Source organism: Staphylococcus sp. HMSC036D05 (genome assembly GCF_001836225.1).
GTDB classification, from domain to species: domain Bacteria; phylum Bacillota; class Bacilli; order Staphylococcales; family Staphylococcaceae; genus Staphylococcus; species Staphylococcus caprae.
Genome location: NZ_KV827781.1, coordinates 151344 through 169910, shown reverse-complemented (window position 1 = coordinate 169910; position 18567 = coordinate 151344). Strand labels below are relative to the sequence as shown.

At 33.4% G+C, this 18567-nt stretch carries 21 protein-coding genes and 1 other annotated feature; of the genes, 1 reads left to right on the top strand and 20 read right to left on the bottom strand.

Annotation, left to right across the window (positions count from 1 at the left end; all coding sequences use genetic code 11):
* Positions 1-374: 374 nt before the first annotated feature.
* From HMPREF2580_RS05515 to HMPREF2580_RS05440, 17 genes are all read right to left on the bottom strand, one after another.
* Complete coding sequence (locus tag HMPREF2580_RS05515) at positions 375-893, bottom strand: adenine phosphoribosyltransferase (protein WP_002443255.1); 519 nt, start codon at positions 891-893, stop codon at positions 375-377.
* Positions 894-911: 18 nt separating this feature from the next.
* Complete coding sequence (gene recJ, locus HMPREF2580_RS05510; protein ID WP_070830988.1) at positions 912-3185, bottom strand: single-stranded-DNA-specific exonuclease RecJ; 2274 nt, start codon at positions 3183-3185, stop codon at positions 912-914.
* Between the two features lie 136 nt (positions 3186-3321).
* Positions 3322-5613: a protein translocase subunit SecDF gene (gene secDF / locus HMPREF2580_RS05505; protein WP_070830985.1), complete on the bottom strand. Its 2292-nt coding sequence runs from the start codon at positions 5611-5613 to the stop codon at positions 3322-3324.
* 228 nt (positions 5614-5841) lie between these two features.
* Positions 5842-6105, bottom strand: coding sequence for a preprotein translocase subunit YajC (yajC, locus tag HMPREF2580_RS05500; protein WP_002443260.1), 264 nt, complete (start codon positions 6103-6105; stop codon positions 5842-5844).
* Between the two features lie 15 nt (positions 6106-6120).
* On the bottom strand, positions 6121-7260 hold the full coding sequence (tgt, locus tag HMPREF2580_RS05495) for a tRNA guanosine(34) transglycosylase Tgt (protein ID WP_070830982.1): 1140 nt from the start codon (positions 7258-7260) through the stop codon (positions 6121-6123).
* A 20-nt stretch (positions 7261-7280) separates the two neighbouring features.
* Positions 7281-8306: a tRNA preQ1(34) S-adenosylmethionine ribosyltransferase-isomerase QueA gene (gene queA / locus HMPREF2580_RS05490; RefSeq protein ID WP_070830979.1), complete on the bottom strand. Its 1026-nt coding sequence runs from the start codon at positions 8304-8306 to the stop codon at positions 7281-7283.
* A 1-nt stretch (position 8307) separates the two neighbouring features.
* Complete coding sequence (gene ruvB / locus HMPREF2580_RS05485) at positions 8308-9312, bottom strand: Holliday junction branch migration DNA helicase RuvB (protein WP_037541493.1); 1005 nt, start codon at positions 9310-9312, stop codon at positions 8308-8310.
* A 34-nt stretch (positions 9313-9346) separates the two neighbouring features.
* A complete protein-coding gene (gene ruvA, locus HMPREF2580_RS05480) occupies positions 9347-9949 on the bottom strand; it encodes a Holliday junction branch migration protein RuvA (protein ID WP_070830976.1) in 603 nt (200 codons plus the stop codon).
* An 11-nt stretch (positions 9950-9960) separates the two neighbouring features.
* Positions 9961-10416, bottom strand: coding sequence for an ACT domain-containing protein (locus HMPREF2580_RS05475; RefSeq protein WP_070830973.1), 456 nt, complete (start codon positions 10414-10416; stop codon positions 9961-9963).
* Positions 10417-10427: 11 nt separating this feature from the next.
* Complete coding sequence (gene obgE, locus HMPREF2580_RS05470; RefSeq protein ID WP_070830970.1) at positions 10428-11720, bottom strand: GTPase ObgE; 1293 nt, start codon at positions 11718-11720, stop codon at positions 10428-10430.
* A 146-nt stretch (positions 11721-11866) separates the two neighbouring features.
* On the bottom strand, positions 11867-12151 hold the full coding sequence (gene rpmA / locus HMPREF2580_RS05465) for a 50S ribosomal protein L27 (protein ID WP_001830822.1): 285 nt from the start codon (positions 12149-12151) through the stop codon (positions 11867-11869).
* An 11-nt stretch (positions 12152-12162) separates the two neighbouring features.
* Positions 12163-12483: a ribosomal-processing cysteine protease Prp gene (locus HMPREF2580_RS05460; protein WP_002443268.1), complete on the bottom strand. Its 321-nt coding sequence runs from the start codon at positions 12481-12483 to the stop codon at positions 12163-12165.
* A 4-nt stretch (positions 12484-12487) separates the two neighbouring features.
* A complete protein-coding gene (gene rplU / locus HMPREF2580_RS05455) occupies positions 12488-12796 on the bottom strand; it encodes a 50S ribosomal protein L21 (RefSeq protein WP_002443269.1) in 309 nt (102 codons plus the stop codon).
* 12 nt (positions 12797-12808) lie between these two features.
* Positions 12809-12912: a sequence feature (ribosomal protein L21 leader region), on the bottom strand.
* A 23-nt stretch (positions 12913-12935) separates the two neighbouring features.
* On the bottom strand, positions 12936-13466 hold the full coding sequence (mreD, locus tag HMPREF2580_RS05450) for a rod shape-determining protein MreD (RefSeq protein WP_070830967.1): 531 nt from the start codon (positions 13464-13466) through the stop codon (positions 12936-12938).
* The gene (mreC, locus tag HMPREF2580_RS05445) at positions 13466-14308 is read right to left on the bottom strand and encodes a rod shape-determining protein MreC (protein ID WP_070830964.1); all 843 of its coding nucleotides are present in this window, start codon (positions 14306-14308) and stop codon (positions 13466-13468) included. The genes mreD and mreC overlap by 1 nt, the downstream gene beginning before the upstream one ends.
* A 231-nt stretch (positions 14309-14539) precedes the next feature.
* Positions 14540-14683 carry a hypothetical protein gene (locus tag HMPREF2580_RS12310; protein ID WP_002443277.1) on the bottom strand — a complete coding sequence of 48 codons (144 nt, stop codon included), beginning with the start codon at positions 14681-14683 and terminating at the stop codon, positions 14540-14542.
* A gap of 88 nt (positions 14684-14771) precedes the next feature.
* The gene (locus HMPREF2580_RS05440; RefSeq protein ID WP_037541496.1) at positions 14772-15257 is read right to left on the bottom strand and encodes a DUF4930 family protein; all 486 of its coding nucleotides are present in this window, start codon (positions 15255-15257) and stop codon (positions 14772-14774) included.
* A 163-nt stretch (positions 15258-15420) separates the two neighbouring features.
* Between HMPREF2580_RS05440 and HMPREF2580_RS05435 the strand changes: the two genes are divergently transcribed.
* Positions 15421-15600 (top strand): hypothetical protein, encoded by a 180-nt coding sequence (locus tag HMPREF2580_RS05435; protein ID WP_037541562.1) that lies wholly within the window; start codon positions 15421-15423, stop codon positions 15598-15600.
* 116 nt (positions 15601-15716) lie between these two features.
* Here HMPREF2580_RS05435 and radC read toward each other — a convergent pair whose 3' ends face one another.
* The 3 genes from radC to HMPREF2580_RS05420 all read right to left on the bottom strand — a co-directional run bounded on the left by radC (position 15717) and on the right by HMPREF2580_RS05420 (position 18563).
* Complete coding sequence (gene radC / locus HMPREF2580_RS05430) at positions 15717-16406, bottom strand: RadC family protein (RefSeq protein WP_002443283.1); 690 nt, start codon at positions 16404-16406, stop codon at positions 15717-15719.
* A complete protein-coding gene (locus HMPREF2580_RS05425; protein WP_070830961.1) occupies positions 16403-17113 on the bottom strand; it encodes a prepilin peptidase in 711 nt (236 codons plus the stop codon). The genes radC and HMPREF2580_RS05425 overlap by 4 nt, the downstream gene beginning before the upstream one ends.
* A gap of 184 nt (positions 17114-17297) precedes the next feature.
* Complete coding sequence (locus HMPREF2580_RS05420) at positions 17298-18563, bottom strand: bifunctional folylpolyglutamate synthase/dihydrofolate synthase (RefSeq protein ID WP_037541497.1); 1266 nt, start codon at positions 18561-18563, stop codon at positions 17298-17300.
* Positions 18564-18567: the final 4 nt, after the last annotated feature.

Here is an 18567-nt window from a genome sequence, read left to right as displayed (position 1 = left end):
TGCTAAATTATATTTCTGTCCCACTCCCTTGTTTGTTTTAATTAAATTTATTTCGCGAAAATTTAAATCTTTTATATTTGTAAAATTCTGATTACAGCAAATTTATACCCTTGTTATATCAATATATAATTACTTATATTTAATTTACTCTATATTATCCCCTAACTTAAATAAGGTAGCTCGCTTTTATCTAAATAATAGTTCTATGATACTACAATTTTTTAAATAAATAAACGTTGTTGAACCAGAAGTAATCCATCATCCTTGATTTAGTAGCAATGATACGTTGTTGATTTCAATTATTAAAATAAAAAAGTTATACCTTGTATTAACTGCATATTAACACAAGATATAACTAATATTATGGCTTTATTCTATTCATCATAAGAAATAAGGCTCATGACGTCGTAATCTTTAATTTTTTCAATACCATGGAGATATTTTAATTCAATAATAAATGCGATACCAACGACAATTCCGCCTAACTTCTCAACAAGTTTAATTGCCGCTTCAATTGTACCTCCAGTAGCGAGTAAGTCATCAGTGATTAACACGCGTTGGCCTGGTTTAATCGCATCCTTATGCATCGTTAAAATATTAGTGCCATATTCTAAACTATATTCGTAACGGATAACTTCTCTAGGTAGCTTACCTTCTTTACGAACAGGAGCAAATCCAATGCCCATTGAATAAGCAACAGGACATCCAATAATAAATCCTCTAGCTTCCGGTCCAACAACCACGTCCACTTCTTTTTCTCTCGCATATTCAACGATTTGGTCAGTCGCATATCCATAAGCTTTACCATTATCCATAATCGTTGTAATATCTTTAAAGCTCACACCCGGTTTTGGCCAATCTTCAACTTCTGAAACATATTGTTTTAAATCCATTAAATTTCCTCCTATAAATTAACTTAACTGAGATTTTATCCATTCTTTAATATTTGAAAAGTCATCATACAATAATCGTTTTTCAACTTCCATTCGTGACTGTCTCAATTGATATATATGACTTGATTCAATAGCTTGCTTACTAGGCTGGCTATTAATTTTAATAATTCCTTGATCATCATAAATAAATTCTAAATCTTTGAATACTTTAAGCATAAATTTAAGTAATTCAGGCTTAACTTTTAAATATTCACATAACATCATACCCTCTTCAACGAGGTTTGTTTCCTTTTTATTAATTAATGCTTTATAACAATTTTTGAAAAGATCTTTGCTTGGCATACCTTCAAAATAGATTGACTGCTCGTGTTGTAATACAAGATAAAGTTGAGATAATTGTAATTGATTTAATGTTTGCTCAATTTCATCCATCGTATTTGGCAAATCTCTAAATACGACTTTATCATAATTTGTCGAAATTTCCTCACCATAATGATAATGATGATTTGTTGTTTTTTCTTTTCTAGGATGAATGACATAGGCAGTGTTCACATCATCTTCTGAGAATTGATAATGCTTACGTTTACTACGATAGTCTAAAATCTGTAGTGTTTCCATAGCTATATCTTGAATAATAAGCTGTGGCGATTGATTGCCATTCCATTCATTGATTTGTAATTGTCCTATTAAGTTAACAGGTTGCCCTATTTCTAATTCATTTGCAAGGTGCCCATTACTCCAATAGAGTGCTGCGATTTGATTTTCACCGAGTGATAATTTCAAATGTTTCCCATCTTGGCCTATCGCTTTGATAGACTGTACATTTAAATCTTTGAGTTCAAATGTTGGGCTATTAAAATCTGTACCAAATGGACGTAGTCTTTGAATGTCTCGAATATTTTTAACAGAAATTTCTCTTTCATCAAGTAAAACATCAACATGCTTTCTTGGTTCTAATGATTTCGTTTCAGCAAGTTGGCCCATCCAGTCATTTAATCCTTTGCGAAGTTCATCGATATTCTCAATATCCATAGTCATTCCAGCAGCCATATGATGACCACCAAATTTTGAAATTAAATCTTGGTGCGCATTTAAAATCTCGAACATGGATACTTGATCTATCGAACGCGCAGACCCTTTGGCATGATTTTGTTCTAAATCAATGTTTAGTATCAACGTAGGCAAAGCGTATGTTTCGACAACTTTAGAAGCCACAATACCTAACACGCCCTCATGCCAATTCTCTTTCGCTAATAATAAGAATAAATGTCCTTGTTGAACCTGTTCTTCTGCTAATGCTAATGCCTCTTCAGTAATCTCAGAAACGATGTCTTTTCTTTCTTGATTAAAATGTTCGACTTGTTCAGCTAAAAATTCTGCTTCTTCTATCTCTTCTGACATTAATAATTCAGCAGCAAGCGACGCATCTTCTAAACGTCCAACAGCATTTAATCTCGGTCCAATGATAAAACCAATCGTTTCTTCGTTGATATTATCGTTGTATCCAGCTTGCTTTAATATGGCTTGAATAGACACAGGTGCATTGCTATTAAGTATATTTAGACCTTGTTTAACGATAGAACGATTCTCATCAGTAAGGGATACTAAGTCTGCAATTGTACCTATAGCTGCTAGCGCTAGAAATTGCTGAGGTGGATGACTTAATAAAGCTTGTGCAAGTTTGTATGCCACTCCAGCACCACATAAATATTGAAAAGGATAACTAAACTCAGGATGCATGGGATGTACAATCGCATAAGCCTCAGGTAAAGTGCGACCTATTTCGTGATGGTCGGTCACAATCACATCTACCCCTAAGTCTTGCACCATTTTTATCTCTTCGTGCCCTTGGATACCATTATCAACAGTGATGATAAGTGACGTGCCCTCTTCATATGCATTTTGAAAAGCAAGTGCGTTTGGACCATATCCTTCACTAAAGCGGTTAGGAATATACCATCCTACTTGCGCGCCTAATTGACGCAGCGTATTAACAAGTATAGTGGTTGAAGTCACACCATCAGCATCATAATCACCATATACTAAAATACGCTCACTTTTATCAATAGCTAAATTAATACGATCTACTGCTTTTTGCATATCACTGAGCGCCCAAGGATCATGATTAATGATTTTATCTTGTAGTACATCTTGAATCATTTCTTCTTGTACTAAATTTTTACTCTCTAAAACCTTTTTGACTATCGGAGAAAGTTTGAGTTCCTTTGCAAGTTCTTCTGTTATGTATTCAGTTGGTTCAGCTAAATCCCAATTATATTTAGGTTTAATCATAACAATCGTCCTCATTTCCAAAAGTCATTATACCGAAATTTAAATAAAATAAAAAGTACAACCCGTTGTGGTTTGAAAATTTACATAAAAAAACTGCCAATAAAGCGATGTGCTCTATTGGCAGATAAATTGGGAATTATACTAATATTTTTTCGTCGTTAGATTTCTTCTCTTTGTATACTTTTAGCTTATGATTTGGAGATTTTTTCAATTGACGTTTTTTCATGATGCCCCATAAAGGCACAGCTATGAATACAGATGAGAATACACCTGAGATTAAACCAATTAATAATGCTAATGAGAAGTTAAAGATTGTTGGCGCACCAAAAATGAGGATTGCCACAACTACAACAACTACAGTTAACACTGTATTAATTGATCTTGTCATTGTTTGTCTAATTGAGCGATTGACCATATCGTCAATTTGTTCAGGACTTGTAATGACTTTAAGTTTGTGTAAGTTCTCCCTTACTCGGTCAAATGTAACAATCGTATCATTGATTGAATAACCTACAATCGTTAAGACAGCAGCGATAAATGTAAGGTCGACTTCAATTCTGAATAAGCTAAATACCGCAACGATAATAAAAACATCATGTAATAAGGCAAGTACAGCAGATAAGCCCATTCGCCATTCGAAGCGTAATGATACATAAATAATGATACCTAATGACGCTAATATAAGTGCAGTAATTGCGTTTTTGGCTAATTCCTGACCAATTAATGGAGATACGGTATTGATTTGAGGTGTATCGCCAAATTCAGATTTGATTTTATCACTCAATTTATTATCTTCAGCACGTGATAAATCTTTTTTGAATTGTACTGTAGCTCCTTTATTGCTGCTACCATTAATTTGAATTTGATCTGGTTCTAAACCTACATCTTTAACAGTTTTTTCAACTTTAGCTTGTGTTAAAGGTTGTTTCGCATTAATATCAGCTCTTGTACCAGATGAGAAATCGATACCTAAGTTAAGTTTAAAGACTGCTAAAATAACTAAACCAACCACGACGATTAATATACTTAATGCGATAAGCGGTTTCGCTAACTTAACAAAGTTCCATTTTTCAAATGAGGTCTTAAGATCATGAACGTCTTTACCATCGTTCATATCATGACGGTCTTTCTTCTTAACACCGAATAACCAGTATTGTTTCTTGAAGAAATTAGATGATACTAATAAATTTAAAAGACCACGAGATAAGAAGACGGCAGTGACAAATATCATCAAGATACCTAGTAAGAGCATTGTTGCGAAACCTTTAACTGAGCTTTCACCGAAGAAGAATAATACTGCTGCGGCGATAACAGTTGTAAGGTTGGAGTCAAAGATAGTTAAGAATGAACTCTTATTAGCTTTAGAATAAGCTTGTTTAAGCGTTCGTCCTATTCTAAGTTCGTCTTTTATCCGTTCGTACATAATAATATTAGCATCTACAGCCATACCTACACCTAGAACTAACGCAGCGAGTCCTGGCAACGTAAGTACACCTGAAATAAAGTTAAACGCTACTAATGTTAAGTAGATATATGTAGTTAGAGCGATAATCGCTACTAAACCAGGTAATCTATAGAATCCTAACATGAATAAATAAATAATTGCGACACCAATAAATGACGCGAATATTGTTTTATTGAGTGCATCTTGACCGAACTGTGCACCTACAGAATTTGAATAAATTTCTTTAAGATCTACAGGTAATGAACCAGCATTCAATAGCTCAGAAATTTGCTTAGCTTCTTTTACACCTTTTTTACCATTGAATCCACCAGAAATTTCAACACTGTCTGAATTAATAGGTTGATCTACATTTGCTGCTGAGACATATTTAGGTTCTTTACCTTCTTGCTGTTTTTTAGCCTCTTTTTTGTAGCTATCACCTTTTTTGAAATCCATCCAAACGACCATTACATTGTCACGTTTTTTTGAAATCTTTTCAGTGACTTTTTTAAATTTATCTTTACTTTTAACTTTAAATGTAACAGTTGGTTGATTTGTTTCTTGTTTAAATTCTTGTTTTGCTGAACCTTGTTTAATATCTGAACCAGACATAAGAACATGGTCTTCTGCATCCCTAATTGTTAAATTGGCTTGCGTTGATAACATTTTTCGTGCTTGTGCTTGGTCTTTAATACCCGCTAATTGAACACGAATACGATTAGGGTCTTCAATTTGAATTTTAGGCTCTGAAACACCTAAGACGTTAACACGACTTTCAAGTGTTTGAGATGTAGCTTGAAGTGCTTTCTTATCTATCTTCTCACCTTTATGTAAAGGATCAACTTGGAAAAGTACTTCGAAACCACCTTGCAAATCAAGTCCTAAATTAACATTTTTAACTACATTCTTATACGTTAGTCCCATTCCAGCAAACAATAGAACTACGAGGAGTATGAATGCAACTAATCTACTACTTTTCTTCACATGAACACCTCATTATTTACTTATGTATTTAGAATACTCGATGAATAAATTATCATGCAAGTTAAAATGATATTACGTTCACTTTAACGACCTATCTATATTAACATACTACACTTAATAGTGAAATTGTTGGCTAAAAGAATGGAGTTTTGTCATTAAAACATCATAATTAAATGAAAAAAGGAACTCAACAACTTGAGTTCCTTTTTTGTCAAAATGACTTCTGTTTTATGAAGGATCTACTTGTTTAATGGCTGGTTTCTCGAAAGTCATTTCTGTACCATGACCATTTACTGTGATCACAACTGTAGTTTCATCTACAGATTTAACAGTTCCTTTAATACCACCGATTGTAGTAACCTTTTGACCTGATTCTACACGGCTAATCATTTCACGATGTGCTTTAGCACGCTTTTGTTGTGGTCTAATTAAAAAGAACCACATAACTGCCAATAATAGAATCGGCAAAATTAATGATGCAAATTGGCCCATTGTTAATTCTCCTCTTTAAAAGTTTTTAGGGTTTTCTACATTTAATCCATACTGTTCAAAGAACTCGTCTTTGAAATCTAAAAGACGGTCTTCTCGAATGGCTTGTCTTATATCTTCCATTAATTTTAGCAGAAAATGTAAATTATGAATAGTAGTAAGACGGATACCAAAAGTCTCTTCCGCTTTGATTAAATGTCTGATATAGGCTCTTGAATAATTGCGACATGTATAACAATCACAATGTTCATCTAAAGGTCCTAAATCATCAGCATATTTCGCATTTTTGATCACTACACGTCCATTAGACGTCATACATGTACCGTTTCTAGCGATTCTAGTAGGCAAAACGCAATCAAACATATCCATACCTCTGATACTACATTCTATAAGTGCATCAGGTGAACCAACGCCCATAAGGTATCTTGGTTTGTCTTTAGGCATAAATTGCTCTGTATGTTCAACCATTTCATACATAACTGGTTTAGGCTCTCCAACAGATAAACCACCAATGGCATATCCAGGAAAGTCAAGATCAACAAGTTCTCTCGCACTTTGTTCACGTAAATCTTTATATTCTCCGCCTTGAATAATTCCAAATAAAGCTTGGTCTTCAGGACGTTGATGTGCCTTTAAACATCTTTCAGCCCATCGTGTTGTTCTTTCAATTGAATTTTTAACATAATCATATTCAGAAGGCATTGGTGGGCATTCATCAAATGCCATCATGATATCTGAACCTAGATCATTTTGAATTTGCATTGATTTCTCAGGACTAAGAAATAGTTTTGACCCATTCGTATGGTGTCTAAATTCTACACCTTCTTCAGTTATTTTACGTAAATTGCTTAAACTGAAAACTTGAAATCCACCAGAATCAGTTAGTATCGGACCGTCCCAATTCATGAATTGATGCAGTCCCCCAGCACGCTTGATGATATCATTTCCAGGTTGCAACCACAAATGATATGTGTTTCCTAAAATAATTTTTGCTTCAATATCTCTTAATTCCTCAGGACTCATTGTTTTAACAGTAGCTTTCGTACCAACAGGCATAAACATTGGTGTTTCAAAAGAACCATGTGGTGTATGTACGATACCTAATCTTGCTCCTGATTGTTTACATGTTTTTATATGCTCATAAGTTACTGCAGGCATATGTTAAACCTCACATTCTATTAAATAATTAACATTGCATCTCCAAAACTAAAGAATCTATATTTCATTTCAACTGCTGTTTGATATGCGTTTAAAATATTATCTCTCGTACTGAAAGCAGAGACTAACATGACTAATGTAGATTTCGGTAAATGGAAATTAGTAATTAAACCGTCAATTGCTTTATATTCAAATCCCGGGTAAATAAAGATATCAGTCCATCCACTTTTCTCAACAAATTGCTCATGGTCACGTCGTATCGTTTCTAAAGTACGAGTAGAAGTAGTTCCTACAGAAATGATTCTCTTTCCATTCGCTCTTGTCTGATTCAATAATTCTGCAGTTTCACGCGTCATTTGATAATATTCACTATGCATTTCATGATCGTCAATATTATCTACACTAACTGGACGGAATGTGCCTAAACCTACATGCAAGGTAATAAATGTTATATTTATCCCTTTAGCTTTAATTTGATCAAGTAACGCTTCCGTGAAATGAAGTCCTGCAGTCGGCGCAGCAGCTGATCCACTCTCTTTAGCATAAACTGTTTGATAGCGATCAGGATCATCTAAACGCTCTTTGATATATGGTGGGAGTGGCATTTCACCTAGCTCGTCTAAACGTTCCTGTAATATACCCTCATAATGTAAACGCATAATACGTCCACCCTGCTCTAATTCTTTAACGCATTCAGCAACAATCTTACCATCACCAAAACTTAAACGATTCCCAACTTTAATTCTTTTAGCTGGTTTTAGCAAAACTTCCCAGTCGTTACCTTCGATTTGAGTGAGCATTAGCATTTCAACTTTGGCGCCGGTCTCTTCTTTTAAACCGAAGAGACGTGCCGGCATCACACGTGTATCGTTTAGAACTAACGTATCACCAGGATTCAAATAATCTATAACATCTTTAAAATGAAGGTGAGCCATTTCGCCAGTTTCTCTTTGAAGTACAAGCAAGCGACTCTGGTCTCTATTTTTTAAGGGTGTTTGAGCGATTAAAGATTCTGGCAAATGATAGTCAAATTCTTCAATATTCAACTTACTTCCTCTTTTCATCTATGTTTTTAAAATGCTCATAAGCGAATGCCGTAGCTTTTCTACCACGTGGCGTTCTCTCTAAAAAGCCTTTTTGAATTAAAAACGGTTCATAAACGTCTTCAATTGTAATACGTTCTTCACCTATAGATACAGCAATCGTATCCAAGCCTACAGGGCCACCATTATATTGGTTGATAATACAATTCATCATTTTGTGGTCTATGTAATCCAAACCTTCTTGATCAACTTGTAATAATTGTAATGCCCTTTTGGTTGTTTCAATATAGATTTGATCATCTTCATTCACTTGTTGGAAATCTCTCACACGTTTTAATAATCTATTTGCAACCCTCGGTGTACCTCGTGACCGACGTGCTAATTCTAGGGCACTTTCTTCATCAATTCCTGTATCAAGTACTTCAGCAGTACGTGTGATAATTTCTTTTAGTTCATTTTCATTATAATATTCAAGTCTTAAATGAACACCAAATCTATCTCTAAGCGGACCAGTTAAACTACCAGCTCTCGTCGTCGCTCCAACAAGAGTAAATGGTGGTAAATCAATTCTGATACTTCTTGCTTCATCACCTTTACCTATGATGATATCTAGGAAAAAGTCTTCCATCGCAGGATAGAGTACTTCTTCTACAACACTACTAAGACGATGGATCTCGTCAATAAATAATACATCGCCTGGTTGTAATCCAGATAAAATAGCTGCTAAATCGCCTGGTCTCTCTAAAGACGGACCAGAAATCGTTCTTATATTCACTTCCATCTCATTAGCAATAATATTGGAAAGAGTCGTTTTACCTAGTCCAGGAGGACCAAATAATAGAACGTGATCGAGTGGTTCTTCTCTTAATTTAGCAGCTTTTATAAATACTTCTAGATTACTTTTAATAGAGGATTGACCGATATATTGTTTAAGTTTTGTAGGCCTTAATGACAATTCAAAAGCCGAGTCTTCATCATGAAATTCTTGATCGACCATTCTTTTATCCATATACGTTTCCCCCATTAAATCATTATTATTTATATTAAGATATTAAGGTTTGTAAGCCAAGTTTGACTGCTTCATCCACTGAAGTAATACTTTGCTTGTTTAGCACCTTTTCCACTTTAGAAAGTTCACGTTTAGAATAACCCAGTGCTTCTAATGCAAGCATTGCTTCTTTAACGATTTGACTTTGTTCAGTTGAATTTAAATCAACTTGAAGTAGTGTGTCACTGTCTTCTTCATTAATCGTTACCTTACCTTTTAAATCTAACACAATTTGTCTGGCGGTTTTCTTACCAATTCCTGGGAATTGTGTGAGATATGCATCATTTTCATTCTCTATTGCTTGTTTAACTTCATTTGGAGTACTAGCAGCTAAGATTGCTAAGGCTGATTTAGGCCCTATACCAGTAACCTTAATTAAACTAAGAAACATATCTTTTTCTTCTTCACTTATAAAGCCATAAAGCAATTGTGCATCTTCTCTAACTATTAGTGATGTGTATATTTGTACTTCTTTATCCAAATATTTTTGAAAACGATAAGAATTCGGTGTCTGTATTTCATAACCTATTCCAGCTGTTTCTACAACAACGTGAGTTGGAAATAACTGAGATAAAGTCCCTTTTACATATGCATACATGTTAGCACTCCTTACATACTCATACTTATTAATTCTACTTTTGAAACATGTTCTATCTTTCTCAGTGAACTAACCACATCATCAACTGATAAATGAGAAGATTGCGCATTCAGTGATAACGTAATCGTTGCTTTATCTTCCATTGGAACACTTTGATGTATTGTTAGAACAGATAATTGTAATTGAGATATTGTATTTAACACTTGTGCTAACATTCCAACGATATCATTCACATACAAAATTAATGTAAACTCTCTATGGTCAAGCATCTTTTCATCAACTGGAAAGATTGTCTCTCTATATTTATAAAAGGCACTACGCGACAAATCGTATTGTTTTACAGCGTCATAAATGGACAACTTAGGATCGTTTTTCAAAGCATCTTTTACTTTTAAAGTTTTAACCACAGATTCAGGTAATACATCTTCTCTAATTAAATAAAACTTTTTATAATCTTTATTGTCCAAAGTTTACACTCCTATTCGACGAATTCAAACTCTCCACCTAGAATTCTTACGATATCACCGTTGCTACATCCTCTTTCTCTAAGTGCATCGTCAATTCCCATAGAACGCATTTGTCTGGCAAATCGACGAACAGCAGGGTCGCTATTAAAGTCTGTCATCTTGAACATTCTTTCTATAGCATTTCCGCTTACAACATATGCACCATCGTCATCTCTAGTAATCGTAAATGCATCTTGAGAAGGTGTATGTTTGTATAGTACACGATTGACGCCTACATTTTCATCTTCTTCAACTGAGAAGTCAATATCTTTAACTTCCTCTAGTTTATCTGCAATGAGATATAATAATTGGTCTATGTTATCACGCGTAACCGTTGATACTGGAATGATAGTCACGTCATCTTCTATTTCTTCTTTGAAAAGTTCTAAGTTTTCTTCAGCTTCAGGTATATCCATTTTATTCGCGACAACAATTTGCGGACGGTCTTCAAGACGTTGTTTATAATTCACTAATTCTTGATTAATTACTTTATAGTCTTCGATAGGATCTCTACCTTCAGAACCGCTCATATCAATCATGTGAACAATCACTTTCGTACGTTCCACGTGTCTTAAGAATTGATGTCCTAAACCTACACCCTCTGAAGCGCCTTCTATAAGACCTGGTAAATCGGCCATAACAAAACTTCTTTGATCTGGTGTGGAAACAACACCTAAATTAGGTTTAATAGTAGTAAAGTGGTAAGCACCAATCTTAGGCTTCGCTTTAGAAACGATAGATAATAACGTTGATTTACCTACACTTGGGAAACCAACTAGGCCTACATCTGCAAGTAATTTAAGCTCTAAGGTAACATCTAGCTCTTCGCCCGGTTCACCATTTTCACTAAAGTCTGGGGCAGGATTTCTTGGAGTTGCAAATCTTGAATTACCACGTCCGCCTCGTCCTCCGCGAGCTACAACGGCTCTTTGACCATCTTCAACTAAATCCGCTAATACTTCTTCAGTATCTACACTTTTAATGATTGTGCCAGGAGGTACTTTTAGCACTAAATCTTCGGCATTTTTACCATGCATGTTACTGCTTTGTCCATTTTCACCTTTTTTAGCTTTGAAATGACGCTGATATCTAAAGTCTAAAAGAGTTCTTAGACCTTCATCTACTTCAAATACGACAGAAGCACCTTTACCACCATCGCCACCTGCAGGTCCACCAAAAGGGACGTATTTTTCTCTTCTATAAGCTGTGATTCCGTTTCCTCCGTCACCAGCTTTAAGAGATATTTTAACTTGATCGACGAACATATATCTCACCTCTTTTGCTCTGCAATTTTCATCTTTATAATTATATCATTATCACTATTTTTAGAAAAATCATATTTAAATATGATGTCGTTTTAAACAAAAATAAAACACCAGAAGCATTCACTTCTGGTGTTAACTAGACAAAATTATTCAGCTACTGCGTATACAGAAACTTGTTTTTTGTCGCGACCTTTGCGTTCAAATTTAACAACGCCGTCGATTTTAGCGAATAATGTATCATCGCCACCACGACCTACATTTTCACCAGGGTAGATTTTAGTACCACGTTGGCGATAAAGAATTGAACCACCTGATACGTATTGACCGTCAGCACGTTTAGCACCTAAACGTTTAGATTCAGAGTCACGTCCGTTTTTTGTAGAACTTACCCCTTTTTTAGATGCGAAGAACTGTAAGTTTAATTTTAACATCGGGATACACCTCACTTATAATTTAATCTGATATTCTCATTATATTCTTCTTCAATCGTTTGTAAAGAAACTAACATCGCTTGAAGAATTAATTGCGCTTCTTTGTTATTAGTATCAACACTTCTTATATGAAAATGACCACCATCATCGTCGTAATCGATATCAGGCTTTTCAGATGTCAATCCCATAATTGCGTTTACACTACCAAATAAAACAGCTGAGGCTCCAGCACAGACAATGTCATGACCATATTCACCATGATCAGCATGGCCATCCATGATCACATCTGTCACTTTGCCTTCATCATCAATTGTAATATCAACAGTAATCATAAAATTATGCGTTAATTTTATCGATTGTTAATTTAGTATATGGTTGACGATGGCCTTTTTTACGTTTAGAGTCTTTACGACGTTTGTAAGTGAAGACAGTGATTTTCTTACCGCGTCCTTGTTTATTAACAGTAGCAGTAACAGAAGCACCTTCAACAGTTGGCGCACCAACTTTAACTGAATCGCCACCTACAAATAATACTTTATCAAAAGTGAATGAGTCGCCTTCATTTACGTCTAATTTTTCAACGAAGATTTCTTGACCTTCTTCTACTTTGATTTGTTTTCCACCTGTTTCAATAATAGCAAACATACTTTGCACCTCCTATAATATAAGTCACGCCATATACAGGTGACGTTAGCTCAAGTTAAATATTAACTCTATGCTTCATTGTTCTTAAACCTGTATTTGAGCGGTTGTATGTAGCCTGAAACTACTCAACTATTGAATCTTACCATCGCTTAGCTTTACTGTCAATTGTGTTTTGTACTTTTTTAGTAAATTTAATAATAATTGGAAATAAGATCAATAGTAATATGAAATTAAGTAACAGTGTTGTAACAAGTCTGAATAAAATAAATTCAATAAAGTTAAATTGAATAAATCCAATGACACCGTATATCGCAACAACATATATTTCAAGTACTATTGTACTTAAGAGTACGATACCAAATAGCATCGAATAGTCTCTATAAAATACTTTAAAGAATTTATCTATAAGTACGACAAGAATGATATAGCCAAACATGTATAAGCCATAAATGCTTCCAAAATATAAGTCAGTAATGATACCAAAGAATATAGCAAGTATAAGTGCTACACCGAATCCTCTGTACACTGTCATAATTAAAATATACATCAGCGTTAGATGAGGCACAAAAATGATATCAATTTTACCAAAATGCAAAGGGATTACTAATCCAATTGCTGTATCAATATAGAATAATAAAATTCCTATAAGAAAATAGTAAAGGGTACGCATTAGTTACCCCCACTTTCATCATCAGGAATCGTGTTCACATCACGTTTTGCTACATATACATGGTTTAAGTCGGCTAAATCTGCGCCAGTTTTAACTCTAACTTCTTTAGCAAGACCATATTGGTCATTCTCTACTTCAGTTACTTCACCTATGTAAAGATCACTTGGTAATTGATCCGCTAAACCACTTGTAACAACCTTATCTCCTTTTTTCACACTATCTTTATTATTGATGTCACTGATGACTAACTCTTCATTTTTAGCATCATAATGATCAATTAAACCAAAAACATTTTTAGAACCATGTTGTACATTCACTGAAAGTTTACCTGCACGTGTGTTAGTAGAAATCAAATCCACTTGCGATGAAAATTGATTTACCTTCGTCACTCTTCCTACTAAACCTTCTGAAGTCATCACAGCCATATTGTTCTTAATGCCTGACTTAGACCCTTTATCTATCACAATAGTATTCATCCATTGATCTGGGTTTCTAGCAATGACCGTTGTAGAAATAGGTTCATACTTTGATAAATCCTTCACATCAAGTTCTTTTTTATATTTTTTATTTTCTGTCTCTAATTTCTGATTCTCCGCTTCAAGTTGTTTGATTTTATTTTTATCTTGTTTCGATCCATCTTTATTAAAGATATTTCCAATAGCTCCAGTTACAAAATGAATCGGATAACTTACTGCTCTTTGCCCCAAAGAAACCGAGTCGCCGACATATTGTTCTGGAGGTGATTGAGTTTGAGAACGAATGGATAAACCTATTAACGCTATAAAAACGATAATCGCACATAAAACAACAACAAGCTTGTTATTTTTAAAAAAGTTAAGCACCCAGAACACCTCTATAATACTAAATTTATTATCCTTTTATATTTTATATTACTCATCTCTTTAAATAAAGCACTAACTCATTATTACAGATAAATTTTACGAATGATTTAGTTGAGCGTTGTTATTTAGTGAGTTAAACCTGTATATATATAATAAAAAACTACCAACAGTTACGTTAGTAGTTAGTTAAAATTAATTTTAAATTTTTATCAGAGCCAGACAAACTTGTAATTATTTACTCTCATCTTCATTAGAATCTTTATTTTCTTTCTTTTCGTCTTCGCTGTACAACGTTTCTTCTTTTCTCCAACGAGCAAAAAGATTTTGCGCTTTTGCTTGTTCGTTTGCTTGTTTTTCTTTTGATTGTTCAGCCATTCGAAATCACACCAACCTTTACTCTATTTATCTATATTCAAAGGTTAACTTATTTAAAATCACATTTCAAATTCATAGTTTATGAGATTTAATTGTATGCATCGGCCGGTTTTAGTTCTATATGTTGCCCTAGTTTATTTAAGTCTTGTTGCATTTCAAATTCAGTTTTGTAAACTCTTATAGAATCAGATCCAAATTTGTAGATAATGAATTCATCGTCTCTTTGCCCTGCGAGATATTTGTCATTATATCCCATTCTACCTATACCGGAAACAGACATAAATTCTCTTTTATCTATCATATTAAAAACATTTTTTATCTGACTTGAAGGTACATTGTTAATAATATCATTTTCTTTTAATGAATAACGCTTACCATTTTGAGGCTCTCCCGATGATGAACCATTTGGATTTTGTGTGTCATTTAAATTTTGTTGGACATTATTCGAAGTATCACTTAGTGGATTCCATTCTTGATCTCTAAGGAAAGGGGCGTATTTAAGTGCTATATAGATAATGGCTATAATTGCTAGCACTGCAACGATGTTCTTTACTATACTGAAAATAAATCTCATATTTGCCCTCCTTAACATATTAAATTAAGTATAATTTAATTATGGCATTTTAGCATCAGACTAAGGAAGTAGGATTTTTATATCTATGGACTGATGTCATTGCTATTTGTATACATTATAATACATAATATGGAATGTACACATAATAAGGAGGTACAACATGTTGAGCATTTTAACAATCATACTCATCGTACTATTAGTCATACTGCTATTTAGAGTAGGTTTGTCTATTTTACGATTCTTAATATCTGCTGGTATTGTTTTATTATGTATATATTTAGGTTACCAAGGCGTGATTTGGTTACTTGATCATTTTCAAAATTTATCAGGTTTTATTCATTAGTCAATAAGTTAGCTATTCATTTTATGTATGTTTGGGTTGTATGCTCAAATTTCATATTTGGTTTAGCTAACTTTTTTATTTTTACATGGATAAAATAAACAATCGAAAGGACGATATTAAATTGAATTATCTTCAAAATAGCCCGCTTCTACTAAACTCGTAAATTTATTATCTCCTATAATAATATGATCTAACAATTCGATACCTAAGATAGCTCCACATTCTTTTAAACGTAATGTTGTAGTTATGTCCTCTCTTGATGGAGTCACATCACCAGATGGATGATTATGTACAACAATCATTGCATTTGAAGATTCTCTTATTGCTATATTAAATACCTCTCTTGGATGGATAATCGAACTATTGAGTGTACCTTTATATATCCACGATTGTTTAATAACAATATTTTTCGAATTAAGTAATAACACTACGAAATGTTCTTGCTCCAAATCTTTCATTTTAGACATCATTAATTCAGCTACATCGCCAGGGCTTGTAATTTTCACTTTATCAATCGTACTCGTTGCATTTAATCTTTCCCCTAACTCAAAAGCAGCTTTTAACGTGATTGCTTTATATAATCCTATACCTTTTATTCTTAACAAATCATTGATTGACAGTTTTTTTAATTCTCGAATTGAATGATGATTCTTTATTAATTCATTCGCTATATCAATGCTTGAGAAACCTTTTCTTCCTGTGTTGATAAGAATAGCTAACAATTCAACATTCGATAGACTTTGAGCACCAAAATTCATCAACCGTTCTCTAGGTTTTTCTGACACTGCCATTTCATTAATTTTCAATAAAAATCGCCTCCTAAAAATTGATTTATTTCTTGATAAAAAAGTGCGTTAGTTACAAAGGAAAGAAATATAAAAGGGATAAGTGGAATATATTTAATATCTTTTTTAATAAACAATTTAAAAAGAATCACGACTAATCCACCTATTATAAAAGTGAAGATAAACAAATAAAAAGAGAGTTTCAACGGTAAAAACAATGCAAGCATATTAAAGATAATAATATCGCCATATCCAATAAGTTTATACATAAATAGATATAATGTATGGGTTATAGTAAATACAATTAAAAAATTCCAAAAATAAATATGTGAAAACAAACATGTGATAATGATATAGATACATACGAGTCTTAAATCGACTGTCATTGAATGCATATCGTAGAGAGACATTGTAAGTAAGAATAGAAAAGTGGTTAGAAAAAGTACAAAATGAATATTTGTATTTGTCATCGAATAAAGGAATATCGGAATAACAGACAGAACTTCACCTATAAAGTAGTATATTTGTAATTTTTGTCGACAACAACGTGAACGACCATTTAACGTAATAAAACTGATAATCGGTAATAAATCATAAGGTTTAATTATTTCAGCACAGTAATCACATCTAGACCTTGTATAAAAGTATCTCAAACTGAGAAAACCTTTATGACTAAATTGATATAAAAAGCTGAAAATCACACTACATGAATATGCAAGTAGAACCATATATCATCCTCCTTAAATTTATTATAAGTATTTTCAACTCAATGTAAATAACTTGTATTCCTCTAAAATTCCGTTAACAAAATAGAGAAATTTCCTATTTATAATCATTCAAGTTTTTGCACCTTCAACACAACAAAAGAGCAAAACAAGGAAGTATAACAACCTGTTTTGCTCTTTTAGTTAATTAATTAAATTTTGTTTTAGCTTTTACTTCACTGATAAAGTATAAACTTCCAGTAATGATTAAGCCTTCACCTTGATAATTTTCTATAAATTGAACGTAGTCATCTACAAGTTCTATATTTTCAAAATTAATTTCTTCAGCAATTTCTTCTTTAGTTAACGCTTTTGGAAAGTCAAAGTCGGCAATATAAAATCTTGATGCAATATCGCTTAGATTACTCATCATACTATTGATAGGCTTCCCTTTAATTGCAGAAAAAAGTACATCAATTTTATCTCGGCCATAATAATGTTTAATTGTGTCTATTAGCGCTTCTACACTTTCATTATTATGCGCACCATCAATAACCATAAGTGGATGTTCTTTAACTTGTTCAATACGACCTGTCCAATTTACAGATTCAATACCATCAATCATTTTATTAAAGTCAAGATCAATCATATGCGCTTCATTAAGTTCTATAAGTGCTGTAATAGCTAACGAAGCATTCTCTTTTTGATGTTCTCCAAGCATATTTAAAAGAATCGTCTCTAGCTCATAATCCTTATATCGATAAGTAAATTCATCATCTTGTGAAATGATCGTTATTTCTCGATCTAGTTCAATAGGTTTCGCATTTTGCTCTAAAGCATAGTCCCTAACATATTTTAAAGCATCATCATTTTTAACTGCATATATAATCGGTGTATTAGGCTTAATAATAGCTGCTTTATCTTTAGCTATATCTAAATAAGTTGTACCAAGAATATCGGTGTGATCAAGTCCAATGCTAGTTAAAATAGATAAAATAGGTTTAAATACATTCGTGGAATCGTGTTTAATTCCTAACCCTGCTTCAATAATAACGAAATCAACTGGATGAATCTCTCCAAAGTATAGGAACATCATCGTAGTAATAATTTCGAATTCCGTAGCGCCCCCTAATTCAGTTTCAGTTTCTAAGGCTTCGCTTACAGGTTTGACGCGTTCAACAAGTTGAACAAGTTCGTCATTTGTAATTGGTGTTCCATTCAAGCTAATGCGCTCATTAAAACTTTCGATAAATGGTGAAGTAAAGGTACCTACTTCATAGCCATTTTCCACTAAAGCAGTTCTCAGATAAGCTACCGTAGACCCCTTACCATTCGTGCCACCAACATGAATACCTCTAATCTTATCTTGAGGATTATTAAATTGTTCTAACATCCATTCCATACGCTTGACACCAGGTTTAATACCAAATTTCGATCTTTCATGTATCCAATACAAGCTGTCTAGGTAATTCATGATC

Coding starts and splice junctions, on each gene's coding strand:
- HMPREF2580_RS05515 (WP_002443255.1), bottom strand. CDS start 893: ATGGATTTAAAACAATATGTTTCAGAAGTTGAAGATTGGCCAAAACCG.
- recJ (WP_070830988.1), bottom strand. CDS start 3,185: ATGATTAAACCTAAATATAATTGGGATTTAGCTGAACCAACTGAATAC.
- yajC (WP_002443260.1), bottom strand. CDS start 6,105: ATGGGCCAATTTGCATCATTAATTTTGCCGATTCTATTATTGGCAGTT.
- tgt (WP_070830982.1), bottom strand. CDS start 7,260: ATGCCTGCAGTAACTTATGAGCATATAAAAACATGTAAACAATCAGGA.
- ruvB (WP_037541493.1), bottom strand. CDS start 9,312: ATGGATAAAAGAATGGTCGATCAAGAATTTCATGATGAAGACTCGGCT.
- ruvA (WP_070830976.1), bottom strand. CDS start 9,949: ATGTATGCATATGTAAAAGGGACTTTATCTCAGTTATTTCCAACTCAC.
- obgE (WP_070830970.1), bottom strand. CDS start 11,720: ATGTTCGTCGATCAAGTTAAAATATCTCTTAAAGCTGGTGACGGAGGA.
- rpmA (WP_001830822.1), bottom strand. CDS start 12,151: ATGTTAAAATTAAACTTACAGTTCTTCGCATCTAAAAAAGGGGTAAGT.
- HMPREF2580_RS05460 (WP_002443268.1), bottom strand. CDS start 12,483: ATGATTACTGTTGATATTACAATTGATGATGAAGGCAAAGTGACAGAT.
- rplU (WP_002443269.1), bottom strand. CDS start 12,796: ATGTTTGCTATTATTGAAACAGGTGGAAAACAAATCAAAGTAGAAGAA.
- mreD (WP_070830967.1), bottom strand. CDS start 13,466: ATGCGTACCCTTTACTATTTTCTTATAGGAATTTTATTATTCTATATT.
- HMPREF2580_RS12310 (WP_002443277.1), bottom strand. CDS start 14,683: ATGGCTGAACAATCAAAAGAAAAACAAGCAAACGAACAAGCAAAAGCG.
- HMPREF2580_RS05440 (WP_037541496.1), bottom strand. CDS start 15,257: ATGAGATTTATTTTCAGTATAGTAAAGAACATCGTTGCAGTGCTAGCA.
- HMPREF2580_RS05425 (WP_070830961.1), bottom strand. CDS start 17,113: ATGGTTCTACTTGCATATTCATGTAGTGTGATTTTCAGCTTTTTATAT.
- HMPREF2580_RS05420 (WP_037541497.1), bottom strand. CDS start 18,563: ATGAATTACCTAGACAGCTTGTATTGGATACATGAAAGATCGAAATTT.